24 protein-coding genes are annotated in these 22633 nt (G+C 64.0%); 11 read left to right on the top strand and 13 right to left on the bottom strand.

Going from position 1 to position 22633, the window contains the following annotated elements; genetic code table 11:
* Positions 1-16: 16 nt before the first annotated feature.
* From AC07PZ_RS27675 to smpB, 4 genes are all read right to left on the bottom strand, one after another.
* The gene (locus AC07PZ_RS27675) at positions 17-406 is read right to left on the bottom strand and encodes a COG4315 family predicted lipoprotein (protein WP_495298381.1); all 390 of its coding nucleotides are present in this window, start codon (positions 404-406) and stop codon (positions 17-19) included.
* A gap of 111 nt (positions 407-517) precedes the next feature.
* The gene (locus tag AC07PZ_RS27670; RefSeq protein ID WP_495298380.1) at positions 518-1297 is read right to left on the bottom strand and encodes an anti-sigma factor family protein; all 780 of its coding nucleotides are present in this window, start codon (positions 1295-1297) and stop codon (positions 518-520) included.
* The gene (locus AC07PZ_RS27665) at positions 1275-1781 is read right to left on the bottom strand and encodes a sigma-70 family RNA polymerase sigma factor (protein WP_495298379.1); all 507 of its coding nucleotides are present in this window, start codon (positions 1779-1781) and stop codon (positions 1275-1277) included. The genes AC07PZ_RS27670 and AC07PZ_RS27665 overlap by 23 nt, the downstream gene beginning before the upstream one ends.
* Positions 1782-1839: 58 nt before the next feature.
* Positions 1840-2325 carry an SsrA-binding protein SmpB gene (smpB, locus tag AC07PZ_RS27660; RefSeq protein WP_495298378.1) on the bottom strand — a complete coding sequence of 162 codons (486 nt, stop codon included), beginning with the start codon at positions 2323-2325 and terminating at the stop codon, positions 1840-1842.
* Between the two features lie 61 nt (positions 2326-2386).
* Here smpB and AC07PZ_RS27655 point away from each other — a divergent pair, with 61 nt between their 5' ends.
* The 6 genes from AC07PZ_RS27655 (at position 2387) to guaA (ending at position 7131) form a co-directional block, all read left to right on the top strand.
* Complete coding sequence (locus AC07PZ_RS27655; protein WP_495298377.1) at positions 2387-2833, top strand: type II toxin-antitoxin system RatA family toxin; 447 nt, start codon at positions 2387-2389, stop codon at positions 2831-2833.
* Positions 2833-3165, top strand: coding sequence for an RnfH family protein (locus tag AC07PZ_RS27650; protein ID WP_495298376.1), 333 nt, complete (start codon positions 2833-2835; stop codon positions 3163-3165). The genes AC07PZ_RS27655 and AC07PZ_RS27650 overlap by 1 nt, the downstream gene beginning before the upstream one ends.
* A gap of 101 nt (positions 3166-3266) precedes the next feature.
* Positions 3267-4736, top strand: a complete 1470-nt coding sequence (gene guaB, locus AC07PZ_RS27645; protein WP_495298375.1) for an IMP dehydrogenase — start codon at positions 3267-3269, stop codon at positions 4734-4736.
* An 86-nt stretch (positions 4737-4822) separates the two neighbouring features.
* Positions 4823-5071, top strand: a complete 249-nt coding sequence (locus AC07PZ_RS27640) for a type II toxin-antitoxin system Phd/YefM family antitoxin (protein ID WP_495298374.1) — start codon at positions 4823-4825, stop codon at positions 5069-5071.
* Positions 5068-5502 (top strand): type II toxin-antitoxin system VapC family toxin, encoded by a 435-nt coding sequence (locus AC07PZ_RS27635; RefSeq protein ID WP_495298373.1) that lies wholly within the window; start codon positions 5068-5070, stop codon positions 5500-5502. Before AC07PZ_RS27640 ends, AC07PZ_RS27635 begins: the two co-directional genes overlap by 4 nt.
* A gap of 9 nt (positions 5503-5511) precedes the next feature.
* A complete protein-coding gene (gene guaA / locus AC07PZ_RS27630; protein WP_495298372.1) occupies positions 5512-7131 on the top strand; it encodes a glutamine-hydrolyzing GMP synthase in 1620 nt (539 codons plus the stop codon).
* 525 nt (positions 7132-7656) lie between these two features.
* On the opposite strand, the gene AC07PZ_RS27625 is transcribed toward guaA, so the two are convergent.
* From AC07PZ_RS27625 to AC07PZ_RS27600, 6 genes are all read right to left on the bottom strand, one after another.
* Positions 7657-8433, bottom strand: a complete 777-nt coding sequence (locus AC07PZ_RS27625; protein ID WP_495298371.1) for a restriction endonuclease — start codon at positions 8431-8433, stop codon at positions 7657-7659.
* Positions 8339-9256, bottom strand: coding sequence for a hypothetical protein (locus tag AC07PZ_RS27620; RefSeq protein WP_495298370.1), 918 nt, complete (start codon positions 9254-9256; stop codon positions 8339-8341). Before AC07PZ_RS27620 ends, AC07PZ_RS27625 begins: the two co-directional genes overlap by 95 nt.
* Positions 9257-9286: 30 nt before the next feature.
* Entirely contained in the window at positions 9287-10210 is a 924-nt protein-coding gene (locus AC07PZ_RS27615; RefSeq protein ID WP_495298369.1) for a restriction endonuclease, read from the bottom strand.
* 114 nt (positions 10211-10324) lie between these two features.
* A complete protein-coding gene (locus AC07PZ_RS27610; protein ID WP_495298368.1) occupies positions 10325-11170 on the bottom strand; it encodes a nucleotidyl transferase AbiEii/AbiGii toxin family protein in 846 nt (281 codons plus the stop codon).
* Positions 11167-11784 (bottom strand): type IV toxin-antitoxin system AbiEi family antitoxin domain-containing protein, encoded by a 618-nt coding sequence (locus AC07PZ_RS27605; protein WP_495298367.1) that lies wholly within the window; start codon positions 11782-11784, stop codon positions 11167-11169. The genes AC07PZ_RS27610 and AC07PZ_RS27605 overlap by 4 nt, the downstream gene beginning before the upstream one ends.
* Positions 11785-11873: 89 nt before the next feature.
* Entirely contained in the window at positions 11874-12668 is a 795-nt protein-coding gene (locus AC07PZ_RS27600; RefSeq protein WP_495298366.1) for an AraC family transcriptional regulator, read from the bottom strand.
* A gap of 83 nt (positions 12669-12751) precedes the next feature.
* Between AC07PZ_RS27600 and AC07PZ_RS27595 the strand changes: the two genes are divergently transcribed.
* Both AC07PZ_RS27595 and AC07PZ_RS27590 read left to right on the top strand, forming a co-directional pair.
* Positions 12752-13936: an MFS transporter gene (locus AC07PZ_RS27595; RefSeq protein ID WP_495298365.1), complete on the top strand. Its 1185-nt coding sequence runs from the start codon at positions 12752-12754 to the stop codon at positions 13934-13936.
* A gap of 97 nt (positions 13937-14033) precedes the next feature.
* Complete coding sequence (locus AC07PZ_RS27590; protein WP_495298364.1) at positions 14034-14159, top strand: hypothetical protein; 126 nt, start codon at positions 14034-14036, stop codon at positions 14157-14159.
* Between the two features lie 7 nt (positions 14160-14166).
* Here the strand turns inward: AC07PZ_RS27590 and AC07PZ_RS27585 are convergent, their stop codons facing one another.
* Both AC07PZ_RS27585 and AC07PZ_RS27580 read right to left on the bottom strand, forming a co-directional pair.
* The gene (locus AC07PZ_RS27585) at positions 14167-15894 is read right to left on the bottom strand and encodes a Na+/H+ antiporter (RefSeq protein WP_495298363.1); all 1728 of its coding nucleotides are present in this window, start codon (positions 15892-15894) and stop codon (positions 14167-14169) included.
* A gap of 148 nt (positions 15895-16042) precedes the next feature.
* Entirely contained in the window at positions 16043-17125 is a 1083-nt protein-coding gene (locus tag AC07PZ_RS27580; RefSeq protein ID WP_495298517.1) for a DUF72 domain-containing protein, read from the bottom strand.
* A 202-nt stretch (positions 17126-17327) separates the two neighbouring features.
* On the opposite strand from AC07PZ_RS27580, the gene tadA reads away from it, so the two are divergent.
* Both tadA and AC07PZ_RS27570 read left to right on the top strand, forming a co-directional pair.
* Positions 17328-18446 (top strand): tRNA adenosine(34) deaminase TadA, encoded by a 1119-nt coding sequence (gene tadA / locus AC07PZ_RS27575; protein ID WP_495298362.1) that lies wholly within the window; start codon positions 17328-17330, stop codon positions 18444-18446.
* Positions 18443-19447, top strand: a complete 1005-nt coding sequence (locus tag AC07PZ_RS27570; protein WP_495298361.1) for an LD-carboxypeptidase — start codon at positions 18443-18445, stop codon at positions 19445-19447. Before tadA ends, AC07PZ_RS27570 begins: the two co-directional genes overlap by 4 nt.
* 83 nt (positions 19448-19530) lie before the next feature.
* Here AC07PZ_RS27570 and cadR read toward each other — a convergent pair whose 3' ends face one another.
* On the bottom strand, positions 19531-20004 hold the full coding sequence (cadR, locus tag AC07PZ_RS27565) for a Cd(II)/Pb(II)-responsive transcriptional regulator (RefSeq protein ID WP_495298360.1): 474 nt from the start codon (positions 20002-20004) through the stop codon (positions 19531-19533).
* 87 nt (positions 20005-20091) lie between these two features.
* Here cadR and AC07PZ_RS27560 point away from each other — a divergent pair, with 87 nt between their 5' ends.
* Positions 20092-22305 carry a heavy metal translocating P-type ATPase gene (locus tag AC07PZ_RS27560; RefSeq protein ID WP_495298359.1) on the top strand — a complete coding sequence of 738 codons (2214 nt, stop codon included), beginning with the start codon at positions 20092-20094 and terminating at the stop codon, positions 22303-22305.
* Positions 22306-22633: the final 328 nt, after the last annotated feature.

Here is a 22633-nt window from a genome sequence, read left to right as displayed (position 1 = left end):
GGTCTGAAAGTCCAGATCAGGGCCGGGCGATCTTCCATGCGCCGTTGGCGAAGCCGTCACCGGTCTTGTCGCCCGGTTTCGCGTCCTTCGACCAGTAGTAGAGCGGCCAGCCGTTGTAGGCCCATTGCTTCTTGCCGTCATCGCGCACCACGACGGTGTAGCCGCCCATCGGCTTGGCTGCGTCCGGCGCGACCAGTGCGGGCCAGTTGGTGGCGCACTGTGCGTTGCAGACCGACTTGCCGCTGTTCGCGGTGTCGCGCGTGAAGGTGTACAGCGTCATGCCGCTCGGGCCGATCAGCACGCCGTCGACCGTGCGGGTCGGCGTGTCGGGTGCCTGAGCGGTTTGCATGCCACCGCAGCCGGCCAGAACGGCAGCGGCAAGGATCGAGGCGCTGAGCAATTTCATGAAGTTTCTCCTTCGGGTTAAAAAACGGTGGGATCGGTGTCCCGGTGGTTGGGGCGGATGCGCAGATGCAGGTGGTGGAAGTCGGGCATCGCGCGGCAGTGTAGGGTGCGTTCAGGGCAGTTGGCGGTAGGTCAGCATCGCTAGATTCATCAGGGTTTCCCGAGGCAATTTGCCGGCGATGGCATAGCCGAATCCCTGGTCGACCCAGTAGAAGCTCGGGACCGGGCCATCCGTCGAAAAGCGGAATGCGGATTCGGTTGCACGTGCCGAACCGGCAGTGCCAGCGATGCTGCCGATGTATAGCGTGACGCGCTGACCCGCGCCGTCTTCGAACATGAATTGAGCGCGCGCGCCCGCGTCGCCGGGCAGCAGCCGGCCTCCGACGAGCGTGTAGCCATCGGCACTCAGATCCGGAACCTTGAGCGGCTTGTCGAGCCGGCGAGAAAGCCACTGGACGAGGTGTTGCTGCTCCGCGGCGGCGACTTCCACCGGGTGGCGCTTTTCGGGCGCGTACACCGCATGCGCCACCGACGCGGCATGCACGAACTCGCCAGCCTGTGGTGCCCGTGCGAGCCGTCCGCCCGAACGCTGCGCAGCCCATTGGCCGTTTGCGAGCCAGCCGGCACCAAAGGCGATCAGCACGCCGGCAGCCATGCCGCCCCAACGCATCCAGCGCGCTTTTTGCGCTTGCTGCCGCGCGACCAGACCCGCGGCGGCGAGCAGCGATTCGGGCACGGGTTCGTCGAGCACGTTCTGGTGCAGCGCGCGCAGCGCTTCACGTTGCGCATGCCAGGTGCGGGCATCGTCGCCGTCGTCGAGCGGCGCGGGGGGATTGGCGGGCGGAGTGTTCATGGACATGCGGCGGGTGTCATTTGAGTCGGCGTAGCCCACTTCGGTTCACCATCGGCGTCGTGCCTTCCATCAATTCGTGCAATCTGCTGCGCGCCCGCGAGAGGCGCGACATCACCGTGCCGATCGGGATGTCGAGAATCTTCGCCACCTGCGCATAGGACAGATCTTCCAGCGCGATCAGCAGCAGGACCTCGCGCTGTTCGTCCGGCAGCAGCAGTACGCAGCGCTGCAGGTCGATGTGCTGATCGCGGCCGCCGTCCGAGCCACGCAACTCGTGCGCCACGTCCTCCACGTCGACGGTCGCACGCGGAGGCGCGCGCCGTGCCTGGTTGGCAAACACGTTGTGCATCAATGTGAACAGCCAGGCACGCAAGTCGGTGTCGGCCGCCCAGAGGCGCCATTTGCTGCAGGCGCGTTCGAGCGTGTCCTGCACGAGGTCGTCTGCGGCCCACGCATCGCCTGTCAGGACGCGCGCATAACGGCGCAAGCCCGGAATCTGGTCGATCAGGAGATGCGTGTCCATGCCGCATGAACACCGGTTGTGGCGGCCTTATTCCATTGACCCGGAAAAAGATGCACGTTCAGCGGTTGCGGCTCTTCATCGCGCGTTCGACCTCGCGCTTGCCTTCGCGGTCCTTGATGGTGTCGCGCTTGTCGTGCTCGGCCTTGCCCTTGGCCAAGGCGATCTCGCACTTCACCTTTCCGGCCTTCCAGTGCAGGTTGAGCGGCACGAGCGTGTAGCCCTTCTGCTCGATCTTGCCGGTCAGGCGGCGGATCTGCTCCTTGTGCAGCAGCAGTTTCTTCGTGCGGATCGAATCCGGGCTGATGTGCGTGGAGGCACTGCGCAGCGGGTTGATCTGCAGGCCGACGATGAACACTTCGCCATCACGAATGATGACGTAGCCATCGGTCAACTGCACCTTGCCTTCGCGCAGCGATTTGACTTCCCAGCCCTCCAGGACGAGGCCGGCTTCGAAGCGTTCTTCGAAGAAATAGTTGAACGCAGCCTTCTTGTTGTCGGCGATTCGCTTCTGCTGGGTAGAGGTGTCTTGTTTTTTGGTGGCCATGGATTCTCAGTTGAGGCTGCATGGCTTCAATACAATCGGTCGCGCACGCTGTGCCGATTCTATGAAAACTGTTCACAAGTCCGTTCTGATCTGGTACAGCGCCGAAGAGATGTATGCGCTGGTCACCGACGTTGCCCGTTATCCCGAGTTCCTGCCGTGGTGCGACAAGGCGCGCGTCATCGCGCAGGACGACACCGGGATGACCGCCGAAGTCGGCCTTTCCTTCGGCGGTTTGCGGCAAAGCTTCACCACCCGCAACACCCATGTGCCGGGCCGTGAGGTCCAGCTCAAGCTGGTCGACGGGCCGTTCTCCAATCTCGACGGCACCTGGAAGTTCAACCCGGTCGGCGAGGACGGCGAGCGTGCCTGCCGTGTCGAGCTCGACCTGAGCTACGGCTTCAGCAACTTCGCACTGCAGGCGCTGGTCGGTCCGGTATTCGACAAGATCGCTTCCACGCTCGTCGAGGCGTTCGTCAAGCGCGCCGAGCAGGTGTACGGCAAGACCTGATGATCGAGATCACGCTCGTCTGCGCTCCAGCGGCGCGCGACGTGTTCGAGCAGACGCTCGTGCTGGCCGATGGTGCGACCTTGCGACGCGCGGTCGATGCCAGCGATCTGCTCGACCGATTTCCGGATCTGGACGTCGCAGCGCTCACGCCCGGCATCTGGGGGCGCGCTGCGGAGTGGGATCGCCCGCTGAAGCACCTCGATCGCGTCGAGTTGTGCCGGGCGCTCGCAGTCGACCCCAAGGTCGCGCGGCGCGAGCGCTTCCAGCGGCAGGGCGCACGCACGACCGGGCTCTTCGCGCGGCAACGCGCCGGCGCCAAAGCCGGCTACTGAGCACACGCTGCAGCCGTCGAGCGGATTGGCGGCCCTGCAATCCCGTTGTCACGCGCCAAGAATGGCGGCCTCGTTACAATCCGTCTTTTGGAGCTTCACCCATGCGCCTTCTTGGCAAAGCGCTCACCTTCGACGACGTGTTGCTGGTGCCTGCGTTCTCCCAGGTCCTTCCCAAGGACACTTCTCTTGCGACCAAGTTCTCCCGCAACATCACGCTGAACCTTCCCCTGGTTTCGGCCGCGATGGACACGGTCACCGAAGCACGTCTGGCGATCGCGATCGCACAGGAAGGCGGCATCGGCATCGTGCACAAGAACCTCACCGCCCAGGAGCAGGCCGCCCAGGTCGCCCGGGTGAAACGGTACGAATCCGGTGTGCTGCGAGACCCCGTGGTCATCACCCCGACGCATTCGGTGCGGCAGGTGATGGCGCTGTCGGACCAACTCGGCATTTCCGGTTTTCCGGTCGTCGATGCCGGCAAGGTCGTCGGCATCGTGACCGGGCGTGACCTGCGCTTCGAGAGCCGTTACGACGTGCCCGTGAGCGAGATCATGACGCCGCGCGACAAGCTGATCACCGTGCCGGACGGCACGACGCTGGCAGAGGCCAAGGCGCTGCTGAACAAGTACAAGCTCGAACGCCTGCTCGTCATCAACGGCGACTGGGAGCTCAAGGGCTTGATCACCGTCAAGGACATCACCAAGCAGACGAGCTTCCCGAATGCAGCACGCGACGCCAATGGTCGTCTGCGTGTGGGCGCAGCGGTCGGTGTGGGCGAGGGCACCGAAGAGCGCGTCGAGGCGCTGGTCAAGGCCGGCGTTGATGCGATCGTGGTCGACACGGCGCATGGCCACAGCAAGGGCGTGATCGAGCGCGTGCGCTGGGTCAAGCAGAACTACCCGCAGATCGACGTGATCGGCGGCAACATCGCCACCGGTGCCGCAGCGCTCGCGCTGGTCGAAGCCGGCGCGGACGCCGTGAAGGTCGGTATCGGCCCGGGCTCGATCTGCACCACGCGGATCGTCGCGGGTGTTGGCGTGCCGCAGATCATGGCGGTCGACAGCGTGGCCACCGCACTCAAGGGCACGGGCGTGCCGCTGATCTCGGACGGCGGCGTGCGCTATTCCGGTGACATCGCCAAGGCGATCGCCGCCGGCGCGAGCACCGTGATGATGGGCAGCATGTTCGCCGGTACCGAAGAGGCGCCGGGCGAGATCGTTCTGTACCAGGGCCGCAGCTACAAGAGCTACCGCGGCATGGGCAGCATCGGCGCGATGCAGCAGGGCAGCGCCGACCGCTACTTCCAGGAATCGACCACCGGCAACCCGAACACCGACAAGCTGGTGCCCGAGGGCATCGAAGGCCGGGTGCCTTACAAGGGCTCGATCGTCTCGATCGTCTACCAGATGGCTGGCGGCGTGCGCGCCAGCATGGGCTACTGCGGCTGCGCGACCATCCAGGACATGCAGGACCAGGCCGAGTTCGTCGAGATCACCTCCGCGGGCATTCGTGAGAGCCACGTCCACGACGTGCAGATCACGAAGGAAGCGCCGAACTACCGCGCCGAGTAAGGCCAGGCGCAGGCAATCTGGCCTGATCTTGAAGGTCGGGCCAGATTGCTTTAGAATTCGGGCCAGATTATCAATATCTGGCCCCAATGCAATCCATCGGTATCGCTGAAGCCAAGAACAACTTCTCCGCCTTGATCGAATCGGTCGAGAACGGGGAGGAGGTTCGCATCACCCGCCACGGCAAGGAAGTGGTGCGCATGCTGCCGGTTCGGCGCAAGCCTGTGATCACCGATGAGCAGATCGAGCGCGAGCTCGGCCAGATCGATGCGTTGCATGCTGCCATCCGGCCCGGCGTTGCCGTCGACGTGCTGCGCAGCGGAGGGCTCGCGTCATGAGCGCTTTCGTGATGGACGCGACCGTCACCGCCGCATGGCTGCTGCCGGAGCAGGCGAGCCCACACACCCGCAAGCTCTACGCAGCCATCCGCCGCGACGAAGTCGAGCCGCAGGCGCCGAATGGCTGGCAATGGGAATGCGCCAATATCCTGGCCAATGGCGTGCGCAGCGGGCGCATTCCGCAGACGGCGGTCGAAGGGCTCTGGAGCGTGCTCGATGCCATTCGCCATCGCGTCGAGCTGCATGAGCTGGCGCCGGCACAGCACAAGGCGGTGCTCGCGGTCGCGATCGACGCAGGTGTCTCGCAATACGGCGCCGGCTACCTCTGGCTCGCGCGCTCGCTCAATCTCCCTCTGGCGACCTTCGACGCCCAACTCATCCAGGCGGCGCCCAAGGCGGGCGTCAAGCTGTTCGACATTTCCACGCTCTGAGACCTTCTCATGCAACACGACAAGATCCTCATCCTCGATTTCGGTTCGCAAGTCACCCAGCTGATCGCGCGCCGCGTGCGCGAGGCGCATGTGCTGAGCGAAGTCCATCCCTGCGACGTCACCGACGAGTGGGTGCGCGACTACGCCAAGGACGGGTCGCTCAAGGGCGTGATCCTGTCCGGCAGCCATGCCAGCGTCTATGAGGACACGACCGACAAGGCGCCGCAGGCCGTCTTCGAGCTCGGCGTGCCCGTGCTGGGCATCTGCTACGGCATGCAGACCATGGCGCACCAGCTGGGCGGCAAGGTCGAAGGCGGCCACAAGCGCGAATTCGGCTTTGCGCCGGTGCGCGCGCATGGCCACACGGCGCTGCTGAAGGACATCGCGGACTTCACGACGCCCGAGGGCTACGGCATGCTCAACGTGTGGATGAGCCACGGCGACAAGGTGACCGCGCTGCCGCCCGGCTTCAAGCTGATGGCCAGCACCGACAGCTGCCCGATCGCCGGCATGGCGGATGAAGCGCGCGGGTTCTACGCCGTTCAGTTCCACCCGGAAGTCACGCACACCGTGCAGGGCAAGGCGATCCTCGAGCGCTTCGTGCACGGCATCTGCGGCGCGAAGCCCGACTGGGTGATGGGCAATCACATTGATGAAGCCGTCGCGAAGATTCGCGAGCAGGTCGGCGACGAGGAAGTGATCCTCGGCCTGTCCGGTGGCGTGGATTCGTCGGTGGCGGCCGCGCTGATCCACCGCGCGATCGGCGATCAATTGACGTGCGTGTTCGTCGACCACGGCCTGCTGCGCCTGAACGAGGGCGACATGGTCATGGAGATGTTCGAGGGCAAGCTGAACGCGAAGGTGATCCGCGTGGACGCGAGCGACCTGTTTCTCGGCAAGCTGGCCGGCGTGAGCGACCCCGAAGCCAAACGCAAGATCATCGGCGGCGAGTTCGTCACCGTGTTCAAGCAGGAGGCCGCCAAGCTCAAGGCCGGTGATGGCGGACACAAGGGCGCGACCTTCCTCGCACAGGGCACCATCTACCCCGACGTGATCGAGTCGGGCGGCGCCAAGAGCAAGAAGGCAGTCACGATCAAGAGCCACCACAACGTCGGCGGCCTGCCTGAGCAACTCGGCCTGAAGCTGCTCGAGCCGTTGCGCGATCTGTTCAAGGACGAAGTCCGCGAGCTCGGCGTCGCGCTGGGACTGCCGCCGGAGATGGTGTACCGCCATCCGTTCCCCGGCCCAGGCCTGGGCGTGCGCATCCTGGGCGAGGTGAAGAAGGAATACGCCGACCTGCTGCGCCGTGCCGATGCGATCTTCATCGAGGAACTGCGCAATTTCGTCGACCCGGAAAGCGGCAAGACCTGGTACGACCTGACCAGCCAGGCCTTCACCGTGTTTCTGCCGGTGAAGAGTGTGGGCGTGATGGGCGACGGCCGCACCTACGACTACGTCGTGGCGCTGCGTGCCGTGCAGACGAGCGACTTCATGACGGCCGACTGGGCCGAACTGCCGTATGCGCTGTTGAAGAAGGTGTCGGGGCGGATCATCAATGAGGTGCGTGGCATCAATCGGGTGACGTACGACGTGAGCAGCAAGCCGCCGGCGACGATCGAGTGGGAGTAGGGATTTAGTTTTTCTCTTTGCTTCGATGCCGGCACCAAGTGCTGCAACAACCTCAAGGGCCTTGAGTGCAGCATAGCTGGACGACAGGGGTTGAGGCAGAGCCTCACTGTGATCGAAGGCCTCGAACCATATGCCACGACTACGCAGTCCAGAATCTGCGCGTGGCAACAGAAATCGCTGTGTCAAAGAAGTAGCAGTAGCGGTAGTTGGAAGCACTCATTTCCAGAATCTTCGTCGTTCCGTACGGCGTCGCGACGAACTGGTAGTACTTCGCTTCGGCCTGGGGCCAATGGCTGTGAACCACACGAGTTGAAAATTGTGCGGTTGGCTCGCGGCCTTCGCTACTAGTTCGGAGAGTCGGTAGTCTCGAATCAGTCCCCGACAGTCACGAGGAAGTCGTATTCTTCCTTCTCTAAGGTCGGGATGTCTGCAACGTCAATGCCTCGTTGTTGCAACAGCATGCATAGGACGGGACAGACATTCTGAGAATCGATTTGATCTGGGCGACCAGTCCGATTGAAACACTCAAACGACAATCCGAGCCGCAGTCCCCGCATGCTCGCGCAAGAGATACAGCAGTCCGCCGCCATCAATCAGTTCAATCGGCTTGTCTTTGGAAAAGTTATACGCATCGAGCCCATAGCCACTGGTACACACCAGGATGCCCTTGTTTGCTCCTTCGTTGAGCATGGTCCCGTACAGATCGCGAACGGCGCTCACGCCCACCGTGTCGCGATAGCGCTTGGCTTGGATCACCACTTTTCCGCCGAGCACCGGGCGGGTGTCGAAGGCAACCGCATCCACGCCACCATCCCGTGAACTGCGCGTGAGCTTGGTGTCCAGCCCCATCTTGCTGAAGAGATTGGAGACGAGTACTTCGAAGTCCGCCGGCGTCAGGTCCATCAGGTTCGGGCGTGTTTCGAGCCCTGACAGGGCGTCTCCCTGCTCGATGAAGCGCTTGTCGACCATGTCGAATTCGACGATCGGCTTGACCGCCTGCAACTCGTCCGGGCGGTTGGACACCTGGGCTCCGAGATTTCGCAGGCAGGCCACCTTGTCGACTTTCTCCAGTCGCAGACCCAAGAATTCCATTTTCGGCGCTCGCACCGACACGACCGGCACGCGCACTTCGCGCCCACTGGCCGGATCATGAGTGTCCACCATGCCATTGAACGTCACCAGCGCCAGCGCATCGGCCTGATCGGCTTCAAAAAGCTCGTGAAGGGTACGCAGCGCGATCGAGGCGGCGATGTCTTTGTAGAGCTGCTTGATCTCTGCCGGCTTCCTGGCCTTGGACTCCACGGCGTCCTTGGTAGCGGTACTCTGCTTCCTTGGGGATCGCCTGTACTTCCGGCAGGTCGTATTCCACGATCAGTTCCGACGAGTCCGGGGTGTAGGCGATACGGAATTTCTGCGGAAACCCTTCCGTGGGGTACTCCGATCGGGCCAGCACCATCTCGTTGTATGCCACCACACCATCTGGTTCCTTCGCGCGGTAGGCGGTCTGGAACTCATCAACCTCGGCGTTGCGGCGCTTGACCTCCATCTCGAACTGGCTCTTGCGCTGATCGTAGTCCGCCTTGAGCTTGGCAAACTGCTCGCGCTTGGTAGCCTCGGTCTGGTTGAAGCGCGCGACGTCCGATTGATGGTCGCTGGCTGCTCTGGCCAGCGCGGCAGCATGCTTCTTGGCTGCTCCTGGAATCAATTTGCGTATGCCAGAGGGGGGCGAGATCTGCGGCGGGCATGGAGCGCGGCCCGGCGCGAGTTCCGGTGGTGGCTTGAAGGCCTCGAAATCCGCGGCTGGCCGCAGTGCATCAAAGTCGATCCGGTCATCCAGCGACAGGGTATGCGCCAGGATGCCTTGCAGTTCTTCCAGCCGATCCTGCAGTTCGGCGTTCAGGTCATCGGTTTCGCCTTGCCGGTCAGCCAGGTACTGCGCCTTGGCGAGTTTCTGCGCGGCACGGTCGTCGCGGTTCTGCTGGATCAACGTCATGCGCTGATGACGCTCGATCTGCCGCGCCTGGGTCAGTTGCGCACGGACGCCGCGCTGACGCTCACGCTCCGCGGCGGCCACTGCCCGCGCCGTGGCGCGCAGGAATCCCTCAAATCCGCTTCTTCGCCCCATTTCTTTCCCTTCTTGTAATTGGCGTTGCGATCAGGTGCCCTGGATCTCGCGCGTGCCCCGGCATCCCGCGGAAAACTCCGAGCACCCCCAGAATGCCTTGCCGGCCGCGGTGCCCCGCTTCGCCACTCGCCGCACCATCGAGTTGCCACACTTGGGACACGATGGGTCGGCGGACACCGTTGGCTCCATGGTCTGCACAATGCCAGCCGATTCGGAGGACCTCGCGGACGTTGCCGTGCCAGGCGACACAGCCGTATTGGAAAATGATGGACCTGCCTCGCGCTTACCGCGCGCTTCGCGTAGCAACTGCATGAGCGCCGGACCATCGATCAGCTGGATGTTGCGGCCGCTGGCGAACGCGGCGGCATCCTGCGTGAAGCGCCCGGAGGTCACGACGAAGCCGACCGCAGCACCATGCGCAGCCATCACGCCATACAGTTCTCGCACGGTGGAGACACCGACCTTGAAGGCCTTCCACTGCTTGCATTGCACAAAGGTCTTCTCGCCGGCCTTGGCGAGCACCAAGTCCACACCGCCATCGGCACCGCCACCGCCAACCTCCTTGACCGCATACCCGCGTCGCCGGAATCCTTCGCCGACCAGCAGTTCGAACTGTGGCCAGGACATGTCCTGCAGCGCATCGGCACTGCTGCTTGTGGAGGCCGTTTCGAACAAGGCGCATCGCTGCCGCCTGCGCACCGCCGAGATGACGGCGGCAAAGAGACAGATCATTGGCAGCAGATACTGGCCTCCCGTGGCGAGGCCCTGCCAGATGGCCTTCGTGGCCAATTGGCCGATCTGATGCGCGGATTTCGCCTCAGGCAGTGGCTGCGTGGCAACGGCATGCAGCACCCAGTAGCTGGCGAGCGCCAACGCCACGCCCGCCCACCAGGGCAGCAAGGCCACCAGGTCGATGAGATCTTCCGCCGCGCTGGACTTGCGCCGTCTCGCCATTGATTCCCTCCGAAATCGCTGATCAGCAGCCAAAAAAACATTTTGCAACATTTTTAAGGAGCATTTGTCAACGAACCGCAGGGCATGTCCTCATTCGGTATCAACCAATGCGCTTCAGGTGGCCTTTAGTTTTTGAAACTCTCTGCGCAACAGGGCGACGACCTGAGCCAGGTCCAGGGCCTCCAGCTGGTTCTTTTTCAGGAAAGCCGCCCACTGCCTTTGTTTCGCAGCATCCTTCGCGAATGCGTCGCTTAAACCTGAGGGGAGGGTACTGGGTACCGCCAGTTGCCGCCGCACGAAAGTGGCCTCGACCGCGCGACGCAGTTCCGCTGATTCCAGGGTGCCCTCAGTGAGCAACATCCAGAGGTCGAAATAATCTTTCATGCGGGTATTGGCCATGCCCAGTAGACACACCGCATGGAGCTTCTCGGCCACCACCGTGTATTTCGGATAGGTGCGCAATTGCGGAGCGGGAAGGTCCTCGAGCAGGATCGGGTAGCTCACTGATTCTGGCGCCGGTGTGACGGCATCGCCAAAGCCGATGTCCACCTGCAGCACGATGCGTGCACCATCCAGCTTCGCTTGTAGATCGATCCGTACACCGCCATAGCCCGCCTCCCTGCGGATCACCGAGCCCTTGACCGAGGCGGGATCAAACGCGATGCCATCTTCCACCGCGATCCGGCAAATCTCGCGGAACGCCGACACCGCGGTGTCGATGTCGTCCGGCCCAAACCCCAGCAGGTCCGCATCGCGCGTCGGTCGATGCGGCTGGTCGTACCACAGCGAAAACAGCAGCGCGCCCTTGAGCAAATAGTTGGCGGCATGCGGCGAGACAGACAGCCGGTAAAGCAGCCGCTCCAAGCCGTAATGGGTGAGCGTCAGGTTGAAATCCTGCTTCGCGGCATCGGCATGTTGCTTCAAGCGGGCGCGGATGGATGCGGCGAGATTGCGGCTCATGCCGTGACGCTTTCCAGATAAGGGCGCATGACATTGGCCACGCGATCCACCGTGGCGTAATGCCAGAGTGCATCCATGGTCAGTTTGCGCTGCGACCATCCGTCACGCAGTGCTTCCAGCGCTACGTCCAGGCCGATCTTGTTGCGGTACTTGAAGCAGTCCGCCACCGTCTTGGCGGGATTGAATACCGGCACCTGCCTGCCATCGATTTCCACGAGATCGACGCCCTCCGTCAGGGCTGCCCCTGACATCCGTACCACGCGCACAGGAGGTTGATCCAGGCGTGGCGTTGGCGTGTTCGGAGGAATGGCCATCCAGACCTCAAAGGGGGCTTGCGTTCCGATGCCGTGAATGCGCATCGCTGACAGCAGGCATACCACGCCCCGGGGAATACGAAGAGCTGCCTCGGCCAGGGATCTGTGCTCGCTGAGCGCTCGTTCCGGCAGGCTGTAGATGCCGCGAGCGACGCGCTCGAGCTTGCCTGCTGAAACCAGCCGGCTGAGTACCGCTGTCGGCAGGCCGCGCGCAGCCAGTTCACGCGCACGCAGCAAGGGCTGCTGCTCGGCGAGCGTCAGAACGGCTTGTTCCAGCGTGGAGCCAGGGCGCAACGTCATGCCCCGAGTCTGTTGCAATATCTAGTTGATTGTCAATAAATGACTAGATATTGATGTATGAAGTGGAATCAACGAGATCGATCGGCCAGCTAGCGAAGGCCGGAGAAATACTGAGCCGGCGGTTTGCCCAACGCTTTTCTGAACATGGTGATGAACGCCGTCACCGACTCGTAGCCGAGGTTTCCGGCCACGTTCTGCACGCTCGCCCCCTCCGAGAGCTGCCGCAGGGCCACGATGAGGTGCAGCTGCTGCCGCCATCGACCGAAGCTCAGTCCCGTTTCGCGCGGCACCAGGCGGGCGAGCGTTCTGTCGCTCATCGCCAGGCGGCTCGCCCACTCGGCCAGGGTGCTTCTGTCGGACGGGTCTTCTGCCAATGCGTCAGCCATGCGGCGCAGCTTCGGGTGTCCTGATACGGGCAGGTGAAGCTGCTCGATGGGGGCGACTGCCAGGTGTTCCAGCAGAACCGCCACCAGGCGGCCGGTAGGACCACTTTCCGGGTAGTCCAGTCCTTGCGCCGCCAGGTGCTTGATGAGCTCCCGCACCAGCGGGCTGATCGCCAGCGTGCAGCACGCCGGCGGCATCTGCGCAGCGCCGGGTTCCACGAAAAGGAAATAGATCTCCGCGTTCTGCGTAGCCTGGTTGCTGTGCGGTACGCCACCCGGGATCCATACCGCGTGGTGGGGTGGAACCATCCACATCGTCTTGGGAACTTCACAGGTCACGCTGCCGTGCAAAGCCAGCACCAGTTGACCCTTGCGGTGGAAGTGCACGGGCTGCTCCGTGTCGCGCTGATCGAGCGCGATGTGCAGTGCGGTGGCGGGCCGCGTGTCGGCGTCCGGGTCGCGGCTGTACAGCGCTTCCGAGAGAGGGCTTATGTGTGGCATGTTTGAGCGATCTATTGTCCTTCCTTCTCTATCAGGTCTTTGATGGCAGACCGTAGATTCCTTGGTCACACCTGAGGAACTCCATGACTACCCTGACCAACCGCCGTACAGCGACGCGGGCCGCGCTCCTGATGGGCATTCTGCTGATCGCCGCGAACTTGCGGGCGCCGGTGACCGGCCTGCCGCCGATCCTGAGCTTCATCCGCACCGACTACGGCCTGAGCACTGCCGCCGCCGGCGCTTTGACCACGCTGCCTCTGCTGGCCTTCGCCTTGCTGTCTCCCTTGAGCGCATGGTTCGCGCGGGAATACGGCCTGGAGCGCGCCCTGTTCGGCGCCATGGCCGTCGTCGCCATCGGCATTGCCATCAGATCCGGCGGGGCGGTTTGGACCCTCTATGTCGGGACGTGGGTCATCGGCATGGGCATTGCCGTCGGCAACGTCCTGTTGCCCAGCCTGGTCAAACGCGATTTCCCGCACAGCATTGCCGCTGTCACTGGCGCATTCGCAATGGCCATGGGCGTGGTCGCGGCGATGGCATCTGCGGTGGTCACGCCGCTTGCGGTTGCATGGGGCTGGAAGTCGGCATTGCTCGTCTTCCTCACGCTGCCGCTGGCGGCGCTGGCAGTCTGGTTGCCACAGCTTGCGAGCCGCACCCGGCCAGCGTCGGGCACCGCGACGCCACCTCACGGCGGCGCGGTATGGCGTTCTGCGCTGGCTTGGCAGGTCACGCTGTACCTGGGGCTCAACTCGACGATCTACTACGTGGTCATCGGCTGGTTACCCACCATCCTCGCCGATGCCGGTGTATCTCCCGAGCAAGCGGGCTCGCTGCACGGTGTGATGCAGCTGGCAAGTGCAGTTCCGGGGCTTCTGCTGGGGCCGGTTCTGCGCCAGTTGCGCGATCAGCGTCTCGCGGCGGCCACCGTTGCAGGGCTCTCCGGTGTGGCGCTGATCGGCATCCTGACTGCGCCGCAATATGCGTTCGCCTGGGCCACGCTGTTCGGCCTGGGTGCCGGCGCGCATTTCATCCTGGGCCTCGCGTTCATCGGCTTGCGCACACGGCACGCTCAGGAGACGGCGTCGCTGTCCGGCATGGCGCAGGGCGTGGGTTATGTGCTTGCTGCCGCAGGTCCGATGGCGATGGGCTTGCTGCACGATGTACTGGGCGGCTGGAGCGTCGTGCTCATGCTCTGCGCGGGGCTTGCGTTTACCGCGGCGATCATCGGGGTCCTGGCCGGAAGAAATGAGCACGTCAGCGCCGCGTGAGACCGTGAAGTGCCGTGCAGGGGCGACGCGAGTGTGCGCGTTGCACTGACTCACCGTGAAACACGGTTCCATGGCCTCTGCGTCGGATGAACGATTGATGGACGCAACCGATGTGGATGAGAAGCCGGCCTCGGTCAGCACGACCGTGACGTTGATCGACCGGGTCGAACTGCTTGATCCGGGGGCACTTCTCGGTTGTTCACAGTGGTCGCCGTGGACATGAAATACCGTCAATCCCCGGGACCGTTTGGCTGGCTGCCCACGCCTGCCGCATGCCGGGCGACGTCAAGCCGCTTGCGCAGCGAGACTTCCGCCAGGTCGAGTTCGGCGACCAGGCTGCGCAGCGATTCGTCGTTGATGTGGTGAACGTGGCGCTCCGCGTACAGCGCATCGCGTTCCACGTGCAGGGACTTCAGGCGCAACTCCAGTTCGACCACATAGCGCCGGCGGCGCTGCTGGATCGCATCGGGTGCCTCGGCTTGCGCTTCCGGCGTCGGGGGCGTGGCCGGGTCTTCGAGGAGATCGATGCGCATCCGGTATTCCTGCGTCAGGCGGCCCGCGGACTCCTGGTATTGCGCGACCCATTGCGGATCGGCCGATTCAGCCTGGTCCTTGCTCAGCACCATGCTCGCGATCGCTGCCTGGCACGCTGCCAGACGGGCTCGGCGTTCCTCACGTACCGACGCGGGTTCGCCGCTCGGCGGGATGCGGCGGAGCACCAGCGGCAAGCCGATGCTGCCGACGATCAGCGTGAACAGGATGGTGCCGGTCGCCAGGAAGACCAGCAGGTCGCGACCCGGAAACGGATCGCCGTTGTTGAGCGTCAAGGGGACCGACAGGGCGCCGGCCAGAGTGACCGCCCCTCGAATGCCGGCGAGCGTGCTCGCCAGCGTGAGAAGTCGGGAGGGCGTCTCCGTCATCTTGCCTTCCCGGTGCGCCTTCCGCAGGCTGCCTCGCACCCCCAGCGTGAGCCAGATCCAGCGGAGAACGAGCAGCGCCGACGAAATGGCCACGGCGTAGCCGGCAAGGATCCACCAGCGGTGCCCGGCTTCATGCAGCGTCACGCCGATGATCGATGGCAGCTGCAGGCCGAGCAGAAGAAAGATCGCGCCGTTGAAAGCCGACTCCACCAATGCCCAGGTGCCTTCCGTCTGCATGCGCTCGGCGATGAATTCGCTGCGGCTGAGATCGGCGAAGTTCGTCGTGATGCCAGCGGCCACCGCCGCCAGGATTCCCGAGACACCGATGCGTTCGCCCAGGATGTAGGCGGCAAAGGGCATGAGGACGAGCAGAACCACCATCTGGGTGGCGGCGACATCGCCCACGCGCCGCGTCACGGTGTCGCGCGCAACCGCGAAGCCCCAGCCGATGAGTGCACCGACGCCGAGCCCGCCCAGTGCCATCCACATGAAGTCCTTCACCACGTCGGTCCACGAGAACAGGCCCGTGAGCGTGGCCGCCACGGCGAACTTCAGTGCCACCAGGCCCGATGCGTCATTCAGGAGCGATTCGCCCTCCAGCACGTGCATGGTCTGGGCAGGCATGCCGAGCTTGCGCGTGATGGCCGAAACGGCCACGGCGTCGGTGGGCGAAATCACTGCGGCCAATGCAAAGGCGACGGTCAGCGGCATCTCGGGAATCATCCAGTGGATGAGGTAGCCCAGGCCGATCACCGTGAACAGCACCAGCCCGAGCGCGAGCTTCAGGATCGGCCGATACAGCGCGAAGAATTCCCGCTTCGGTATACGCCAGCCATCGGCAAAGAGCAGCGGCGGAATGAACAGCAGAAGGAACAACTCGGGATCGAAGGTGATGTGCAGCCCCTGCTGCGGCCAGGAGAGCACGGCGCCAAGGCCGATCTGTATCAAGGGGAGGGGAATGGCACGGACATAGCGGGCGGCGATGCCGGTCAACGCTCCCAGCATCAGGACCAGGAGGACGGTTTCTACGGCATGCATGAGTTCAACGTGAAGAAAAGACCGGACCGATCACCCGCCGCAGGCGACTCTCCCAGAGCAACGCATGTCCAGGAACTGAGGTCGATCGCAGCCAGGTGCCCCGACCATACCGGTTCCGGCGGTTTGCCCATGATCGACATCTCGATGCTCACCTCGTCTGCCGCCGCACCTCTTCCGCCAACGCCAGCACCGTCAGCGGCGCCGATCCTTCGGCCTTGTTGCTGATCGTCACATACGCCGGGTACCCCGCGCCGGTCGTTCCGGCGATCACGCGCGCCAGCGCCGCGTGGGTCTCTGGATCCGGGTCGACGATCGTGTCGAAAGGCAGATACAGCTCGCGGGCTTCCTCGTAGCCGTAAGCGCCGTGCAAGCGGTTCAGGCTCCATCGGCACACCAGCGGTCCGGGCCAGAGTGCGCGCAGCAGCGGGAGCTGCTCCTTGATCGGCGGCAACTTGGGATGCAAGCCCAGGCAGTAGGTCGAACCCGTTTCCCGGAGGACGTCCGTGAAGGCCGAGATCAGGAATTCGGGATTGCGGACTTCCACGGCGACCACGCCATCCGGCGCGACGGGCGCGAGCGAGGGCAGGGCGGCGAGCATCGTCCGCAGTTGATCCAGAACCTGCGGTATCCGGGCGAGTCGCGTGCCGGGCAAGGGACTGAGTTGGAAGACCAGCGCGCCGATCTTGTGGCCCAGCCCATCGAGCGCTGGCTGCACGAACTGCTCGATGGCCAGTCGCGGATCGAGAAAGGCGGGGTTCGGCTGCATGCCGCGGCCATCGTCGCCCCGGACCATCGCATCGGCGATCAGGCTGGGCGCCTTCACGACGAAGCGGAAGTCATCGGGCACCTGTGCCGCGTAAGCCGCGAACTGGCTGGCCGTGAGAGGACGATAAAAGGTGCGGTCGATGCTCACGGTGCGAAACAGCGGGTGCTGCACGTATGCCGGCAAGCCGTGCTTCGAGAGCACTGACTGCTCGTAGTCGCCCTCCCAGACCAGCCCCGCCCAGCCCGGGAAGTACCAGGACGACGTGCCAAGCCGCAGTTGCCGCGGCAGCTCCTCGATCAGCGCACGATGCGCAGGGTTCGGGGCCAGCGGTTGAACCCGTGTCACCTTGGCCACCCGGGCTGGCCGTGGCGGCCTGGCCGGCGCGGCGTTCGTCCCGTCGGCGGGCGCATCTTCAGGCGGCTCCGGCGCCTCGGGGTCGTCGAAAAGTGAGTCTTGTGTCGCCATCCGGTATCGCCTGTCTGCCTGCATTGTCTGCGACCCGCCATGACTCGGGGACAATCGGACATTCGACTTTCCAAGGCCGCCACCCCCATGCACATGCCGCCTCAGTTCAATGCCAAAGATCGGGCGCTCGCTCTTGTGCCGGGGCGCGGGCATCCGCTTGCCAGCCTGATCCTGACCGGCGAGTCGGCAGTCGCAGCGCCACATGACTGACCTGCTTCGGAACGTCGTCGGCGCGGGCCTTTCCTCCGGGCGCGATGCGGAGTGGATGGCCCTCGCGCTTGCCGAGGCGCGGCTGGCTGCCGAGGCGGGTGAAGTGCCTGTCGGCGCCGTCCTGGTGAAGGATGGGCAGCGCATCGCGACAGGGCGCAACACGCCGGTCGCGACGCATGACCCGAGCGCGCACGCCGAGATCAACGCGCTGCGGGCCGGCGCGGCAGCGCTCGGCAACTACCGGCTCGATGGCTGCGAGCTCTTCGTCACGCTCGAGCCATGCGCCATGTGTGCGGGGGCGATGCTGCACGCCCGGTTGGCTCGGGTGGTTTTCGGCGCGACCGACCCGAAGACTGGCGCGGCGGGTTCGGTGGTTGACCTGTTTGCGCAGCCGCAGCTCAACCATCGCACGGTCGTGGAAGGCGGCGTCCTGGCGGATGAATGCCGCGCCGTTCTGCAAGGTTTCTTCGCGCAACGACGCGACCTTGCGCGTGTGCTCGCCGAGCCCCTGCGCGACGATGCGCTGAGGACGCCGGACAAGCGTTTCCGTGCGCTGGCCGACTACGACTTTGCACCGCACTACGTGCAGGATCTGCCTGTGCTTCAGGGCTGGCGCCTGCATCACATCGACGAGTCGCCGCCCGATGCGCACCTGACCTGTGTCTGTCTCCATGGTCCGGGCGAATGGAGCTACGCCTTCCGTCATCTGCCCGGGGCCGCGGCCTGGCGCGTGCTGGCGCCAGACCTCATTGGATTCGGCAAGAGCGACAAACCCAAGCGCGAAACCATCCACCAGCTCGAGTGGCACGCGCGCGTCGTGGCCGACTGGATCGCCGCGTTGCAACCGGAGCCGTTTGTCCTGATCCACAGCGCATCGGCTGCCGAGTTGGCGACGCTGGTGCGCGCGTTGGTCGGCAGTTGCGTTCTCGGCATGCTCGTGTCGCCCGATGGCGATGAGGACGCCGCGGATGCGTGGCGCGCACCTTTTCCTGACCGAGGCCACGAGGCGGCGCTGCGCGCATTGGGGCATGTGCGGCCCTGCGCGTCCGGGCCAGACCGTGCGGGAGCGGCCCGGCTGGCGCAAGAGGCAATGGGATACTTCGGCCTGTGACCAAACACATCTATATCTATTCCCCCGCCGGTGCCGTGCGCGACAAGGCGGCATTCCGGCGCGGTGTCGCGCGCCTCAAGACGCTCGGCTACGAGGTCGAGATCGACCCCGATGCGCTGCGCAGCCATCAACGTTTTGCGGGCGACGATGCAACGCGCATCGCCGCCATCGGCCGTGCTGCGGCGAGCCAGGCGGATATCGCGCTGATTTCCCGTGGCGGCTACGGCCTGACACGCATCCTGGACGCGTTGCCCTACAAGGCGATCGCCAAGTCGATCGCTCGGGGAACGGAATTCGTCGGGCTGAGCGATTTCACGGCCTTCCAGCAGGCGTTGCTCGCCAAGACCGGTGCGGTGACGTGGGCGGGGCCTTCCGTGGGCGAGGACTTCGGCGCGGAGGCCGGTCCGGACGACATCATGGAAGCCTGCTTCGACGATCTGGTGTGCGGCCAGGGCGAGGGCACCGGTTGGCGCGTGCCGGCGCGCGACGGCGACATGCCCGTTCTGCGCAGCGTGCGTGAAGCCGTGCTCTGGGGCGGCAACCTGTCGGTGCTGACGGGGCTGCTCGGCACACCTTATTTCCCCGCCATCGAGAAGGGCGTGCTGTTCCTCGAGGACGTGCATGAGCATCCGTACCGGCTCGAACGCATGCTGGATCAACTGCGCCACGCCGGTGTGCTGGCGCGGCAGCGCGCCATCGTGCTAGGTCAGTTCACCAGCTTCAAGAAGGTGCCGCACGATCGTGGCTTCAGCCTGAAGACGGTGATCGAGCGGCTGCGTGCGTCACTCAAGGTGCCGGTGCTCACGGGGCTTCCGTTTGGTCACGTTCCGACCAAGGTTCTTCTGCCGGTCGGGGCCAAGGTCGAAATGGCCGCGGACGGGCGCGACGTTTTCATGATGTGGGGGCATCGGCACGCGCATGCGGAGCCGCATGGTGCGGGGCATGTGCACGAGCATCCGCATGCACATACGCATCAACACGATCACGACCACGCCCACTGATCGCGCGAGCCGTCGGTGCGGTCGTGCAGACCGACGATCTGGCGGGTAGCCGCCCGACGTCTGGCGCCGGGGCATCCTGAACCTCAGGCCGGCCGTCGCATGCCGCGTGCGTGTGTGCCGTGCACATGTCCGATCTGGGCCTGCGGGACCGCCGCAGGGCTGGACGATGCATGAGCAAGCTCTGCCAGGATGCCGCAATGCGCTGCATCGCTCCCGTTCTGGCATTGCTGCCGGAGCGCCTTGAGATGCCTTTCGAGCAACTTGAGCTCCTGGATCCGATGCGCGACATGACCTATGTGGGCATCCAGCAAGTCGTTCACCTCCGCGCAGTTGTCCGTCGGATGGTCCTTGAATCGAAGTAACACGCGGATCTCATCGAGCGTCATGTCGAGAGAGCGGCAATGGCGCACGAACGCCAGTCGCTCGATGTGTGCATCTGTATAGACGCGGTAGTTTGCCGCGCTGCGTTCTGGTGTGGGCAGCAGCAATTCCCGCTCGTAGAACCGGATGGTTTCAATCGGCGTCTGGGTTGCTGCGGCAAGTTCTCCAATCTTCATTGGCGCTCCTTGGATGTGGACAGGCGTAAACGTCTTGACTCTAAACCTGCTACAGGGTTTCCAATGGACGTTCGCAAAGGAAGCCGAATGAAGCACACCCACCACCATGGCGATGATTGCTGTGCCGCACCGGCAGCACCCATCGCGCGTCCGCGAACCGCGATCCCTGCGACGGCGTCGCTGTTTCGCATCGCCGACATGGATTGCGCCGCCGAGGAGTCGCAGATCCGGCGTGCGCTGGAGCCCCTGCCGGGAATTCGCAGTCTGGGCTTTCAACTTGGCGCTCGTACGCTCGCCATCGATGCACCCGCGCCGGTTCTGGCCGAAGCGCTTTCGGCGATGCGCAAGATCGGATTCGATCCGAAGCCTGTCGACGCTTCGGCCGAAGCGAGCGGCACGCATGACACGCATGCGCACGACGGTATGGCTGTCGGCATGTGGAAACTGGGCGGCGCGTTGGTTCTCGCGATCCTGGCCGAGCTTCTGGGTTTTTATGGTGGCAGCGGCACGTTCGCACAAGGCGCTGAAATGGTTCTGGCTCTTGCGGCGATCGCATTGGCAGGCATCGATACCTATCGGAAGGGCGTCGGTGCGCTCAGTCGTGGCCAGCTGAACATCAATGCCTTGATGAGCGTTGCGGTGACGGGGGCTTTTCTGATCGGTCAGTGGCCCGAGGCGGCGATGGTGATGACGCTGTATGCCATTGCGGAACTGATCGAGGCTCGATCGGTCGATCGGGCCCGCAACGCGATCCAGAAGCTCATGGCATTGGCGCCGGACAGCGCCGAGGTGAAACAGCCCGATGGCGGCTGGCGCGTGGTGCCATGCGACGACATATCGGTTGGCGCCACCGTCCGGATCAGACCGGGCGAACGCGTGCCAATGGACGGCGTCGTCACCGCTGGACAGAGCGCCATCAATCAGGCGCCCGTCACAGGTGAGAGCCTTCCCATCGACAAGGTCGTCGGTGACAGGGTTTTTGCCGGAACGATCAACGAGAACGGCTCGCTTGAATTCCGTGTGTCAGCCGCGGCGTCGGACACGACCCTGGCGCGCATCGTCCAGTCCGTCGAACGGGCGCAGGGGACTCGCGCGCACACGCAGCGTCTGGTGGATCGCTTTGCGGCCGTGTACACGCCTGCTGTCTTTGCTATTGCGGTCGCCATGGTGTTGCTGATGCCGTTGGTCATGGGGTGGACTTGGCTGGACGCCATCTACAAGGCGTTGGTCCTGTTGGTGATCGCCTGTCCGTGTGCGCTGGTGATCTCGACGCCCGTGACTGTGGTGAGCGCGCTGGCGAGCGCCGCGCGGCAAGGCATCCTGATCAAGGGCGGCAGCTATCTGGAGGATGCACGCAAGCTCAAGGCGATCGCGTTCGACAAGACGGGCACCGTGACCAGCGGCAAACCGAAGCTGGTCGAAGCCGCATGGCTGGGAACATCGTTGGATGCCGATGGTTTGCGGCAAGTGGCAGGCAGCCTTGCCGGGCGTTCGGACCATCCTGTTTCACGCGCCATCGCCGAAAGTCTGGGAGCGGGCGAACTGGGCGTTGATGATTTCAAGGCCATTCCAGGATTGGGGACGGAAGGTCATATCGATGGCCAACGCTACATGTTGGGAAGTCCGCGCCTTCTGGGGGCTGGCATGTCTGATGCACTGACCAAGAAAGTTTGCCTGCATGAGGAAGCGGGCCAGACGGTCACGCTGCTTGTCGCAGGCGGTGAGGCATTGGCGCTCTTTGCTGTGGCCGACACGGTCAAGCCAGGCGCTCGGGCGGCCATGGCCGATCTCAAGGCGCTGGGCCTGGTCACGGTCATGCTTTCTGGTGACAACGCCCGCACGGTGCGTGCCATCGCTGCCGAGTCGTCGTTCGACGAAGCCAAGGGTGACCTGCTGCCTGAAGACAAGCGCGTGGAGATTGAAGCGCTGCGCAACACTCACGGTATGACGGCCATGGCTGGGGACGGCATCAACGACGCGCCGGCCCTTGCGCAGGCGGACATCGGTATCGCCATGGGTGCAGCCGGCACCGACGTGGCGATGGAGGCTGCGGATGTGGTGATCATGAACGACGACTTGGGCCGGATCGCCAGCACGATTCGCCTGTCCAGGAAAACATACGCCGTTCTCTGGGAGAACATCGTGTTGGCACTCGGCATCAAGGCGGTCTTTCTGCTGCTCGCTGTGTTCGGCAGCGCGACCATGTGGATGGCTGTGTTTGCAGACATGGGGGCAAGCCTGCTCGTGGTGGCGAACGGATTGAGATTGCTTGCAGCTCCGAGCGGTCCAAAGGAGCGGTGAATCACCGCAGATGGTCACGGGACGCTTGCGGCGGGGGATATGCAAGGTATTGCATGAAGAAGTTAGCCGCTTGGCTGTTCGTTTGAGATTTCCGTGTCATAATCGAAGGCTGCGCTGAACGGGTTGCTTGGTGTTGGTGCGATGCTGGTGGAACTGGTGTTGTGCTGAGAGAGCTGGGTAGATTTGTTGGGTGTGGGGGTCGAGAAAATAGTTTGACTGCGGTTTAAAAACTGTGTCATAATTCGAGGCTAAGCGGAAGGGGTTGCTGGTTGATTCGGTAGTCGAATTGATTGGAGATTCTGGAAGTTGTTTGAAAAGAAATTTTCAA

The organism is Variovorax sp. GW821-FHT10B04 (assembly GCF_059415645.1).
Note: the sequence above shows the minus strand (reverse complement) of the source record. Positions and strands in the feature narration are given on the sequence as shown.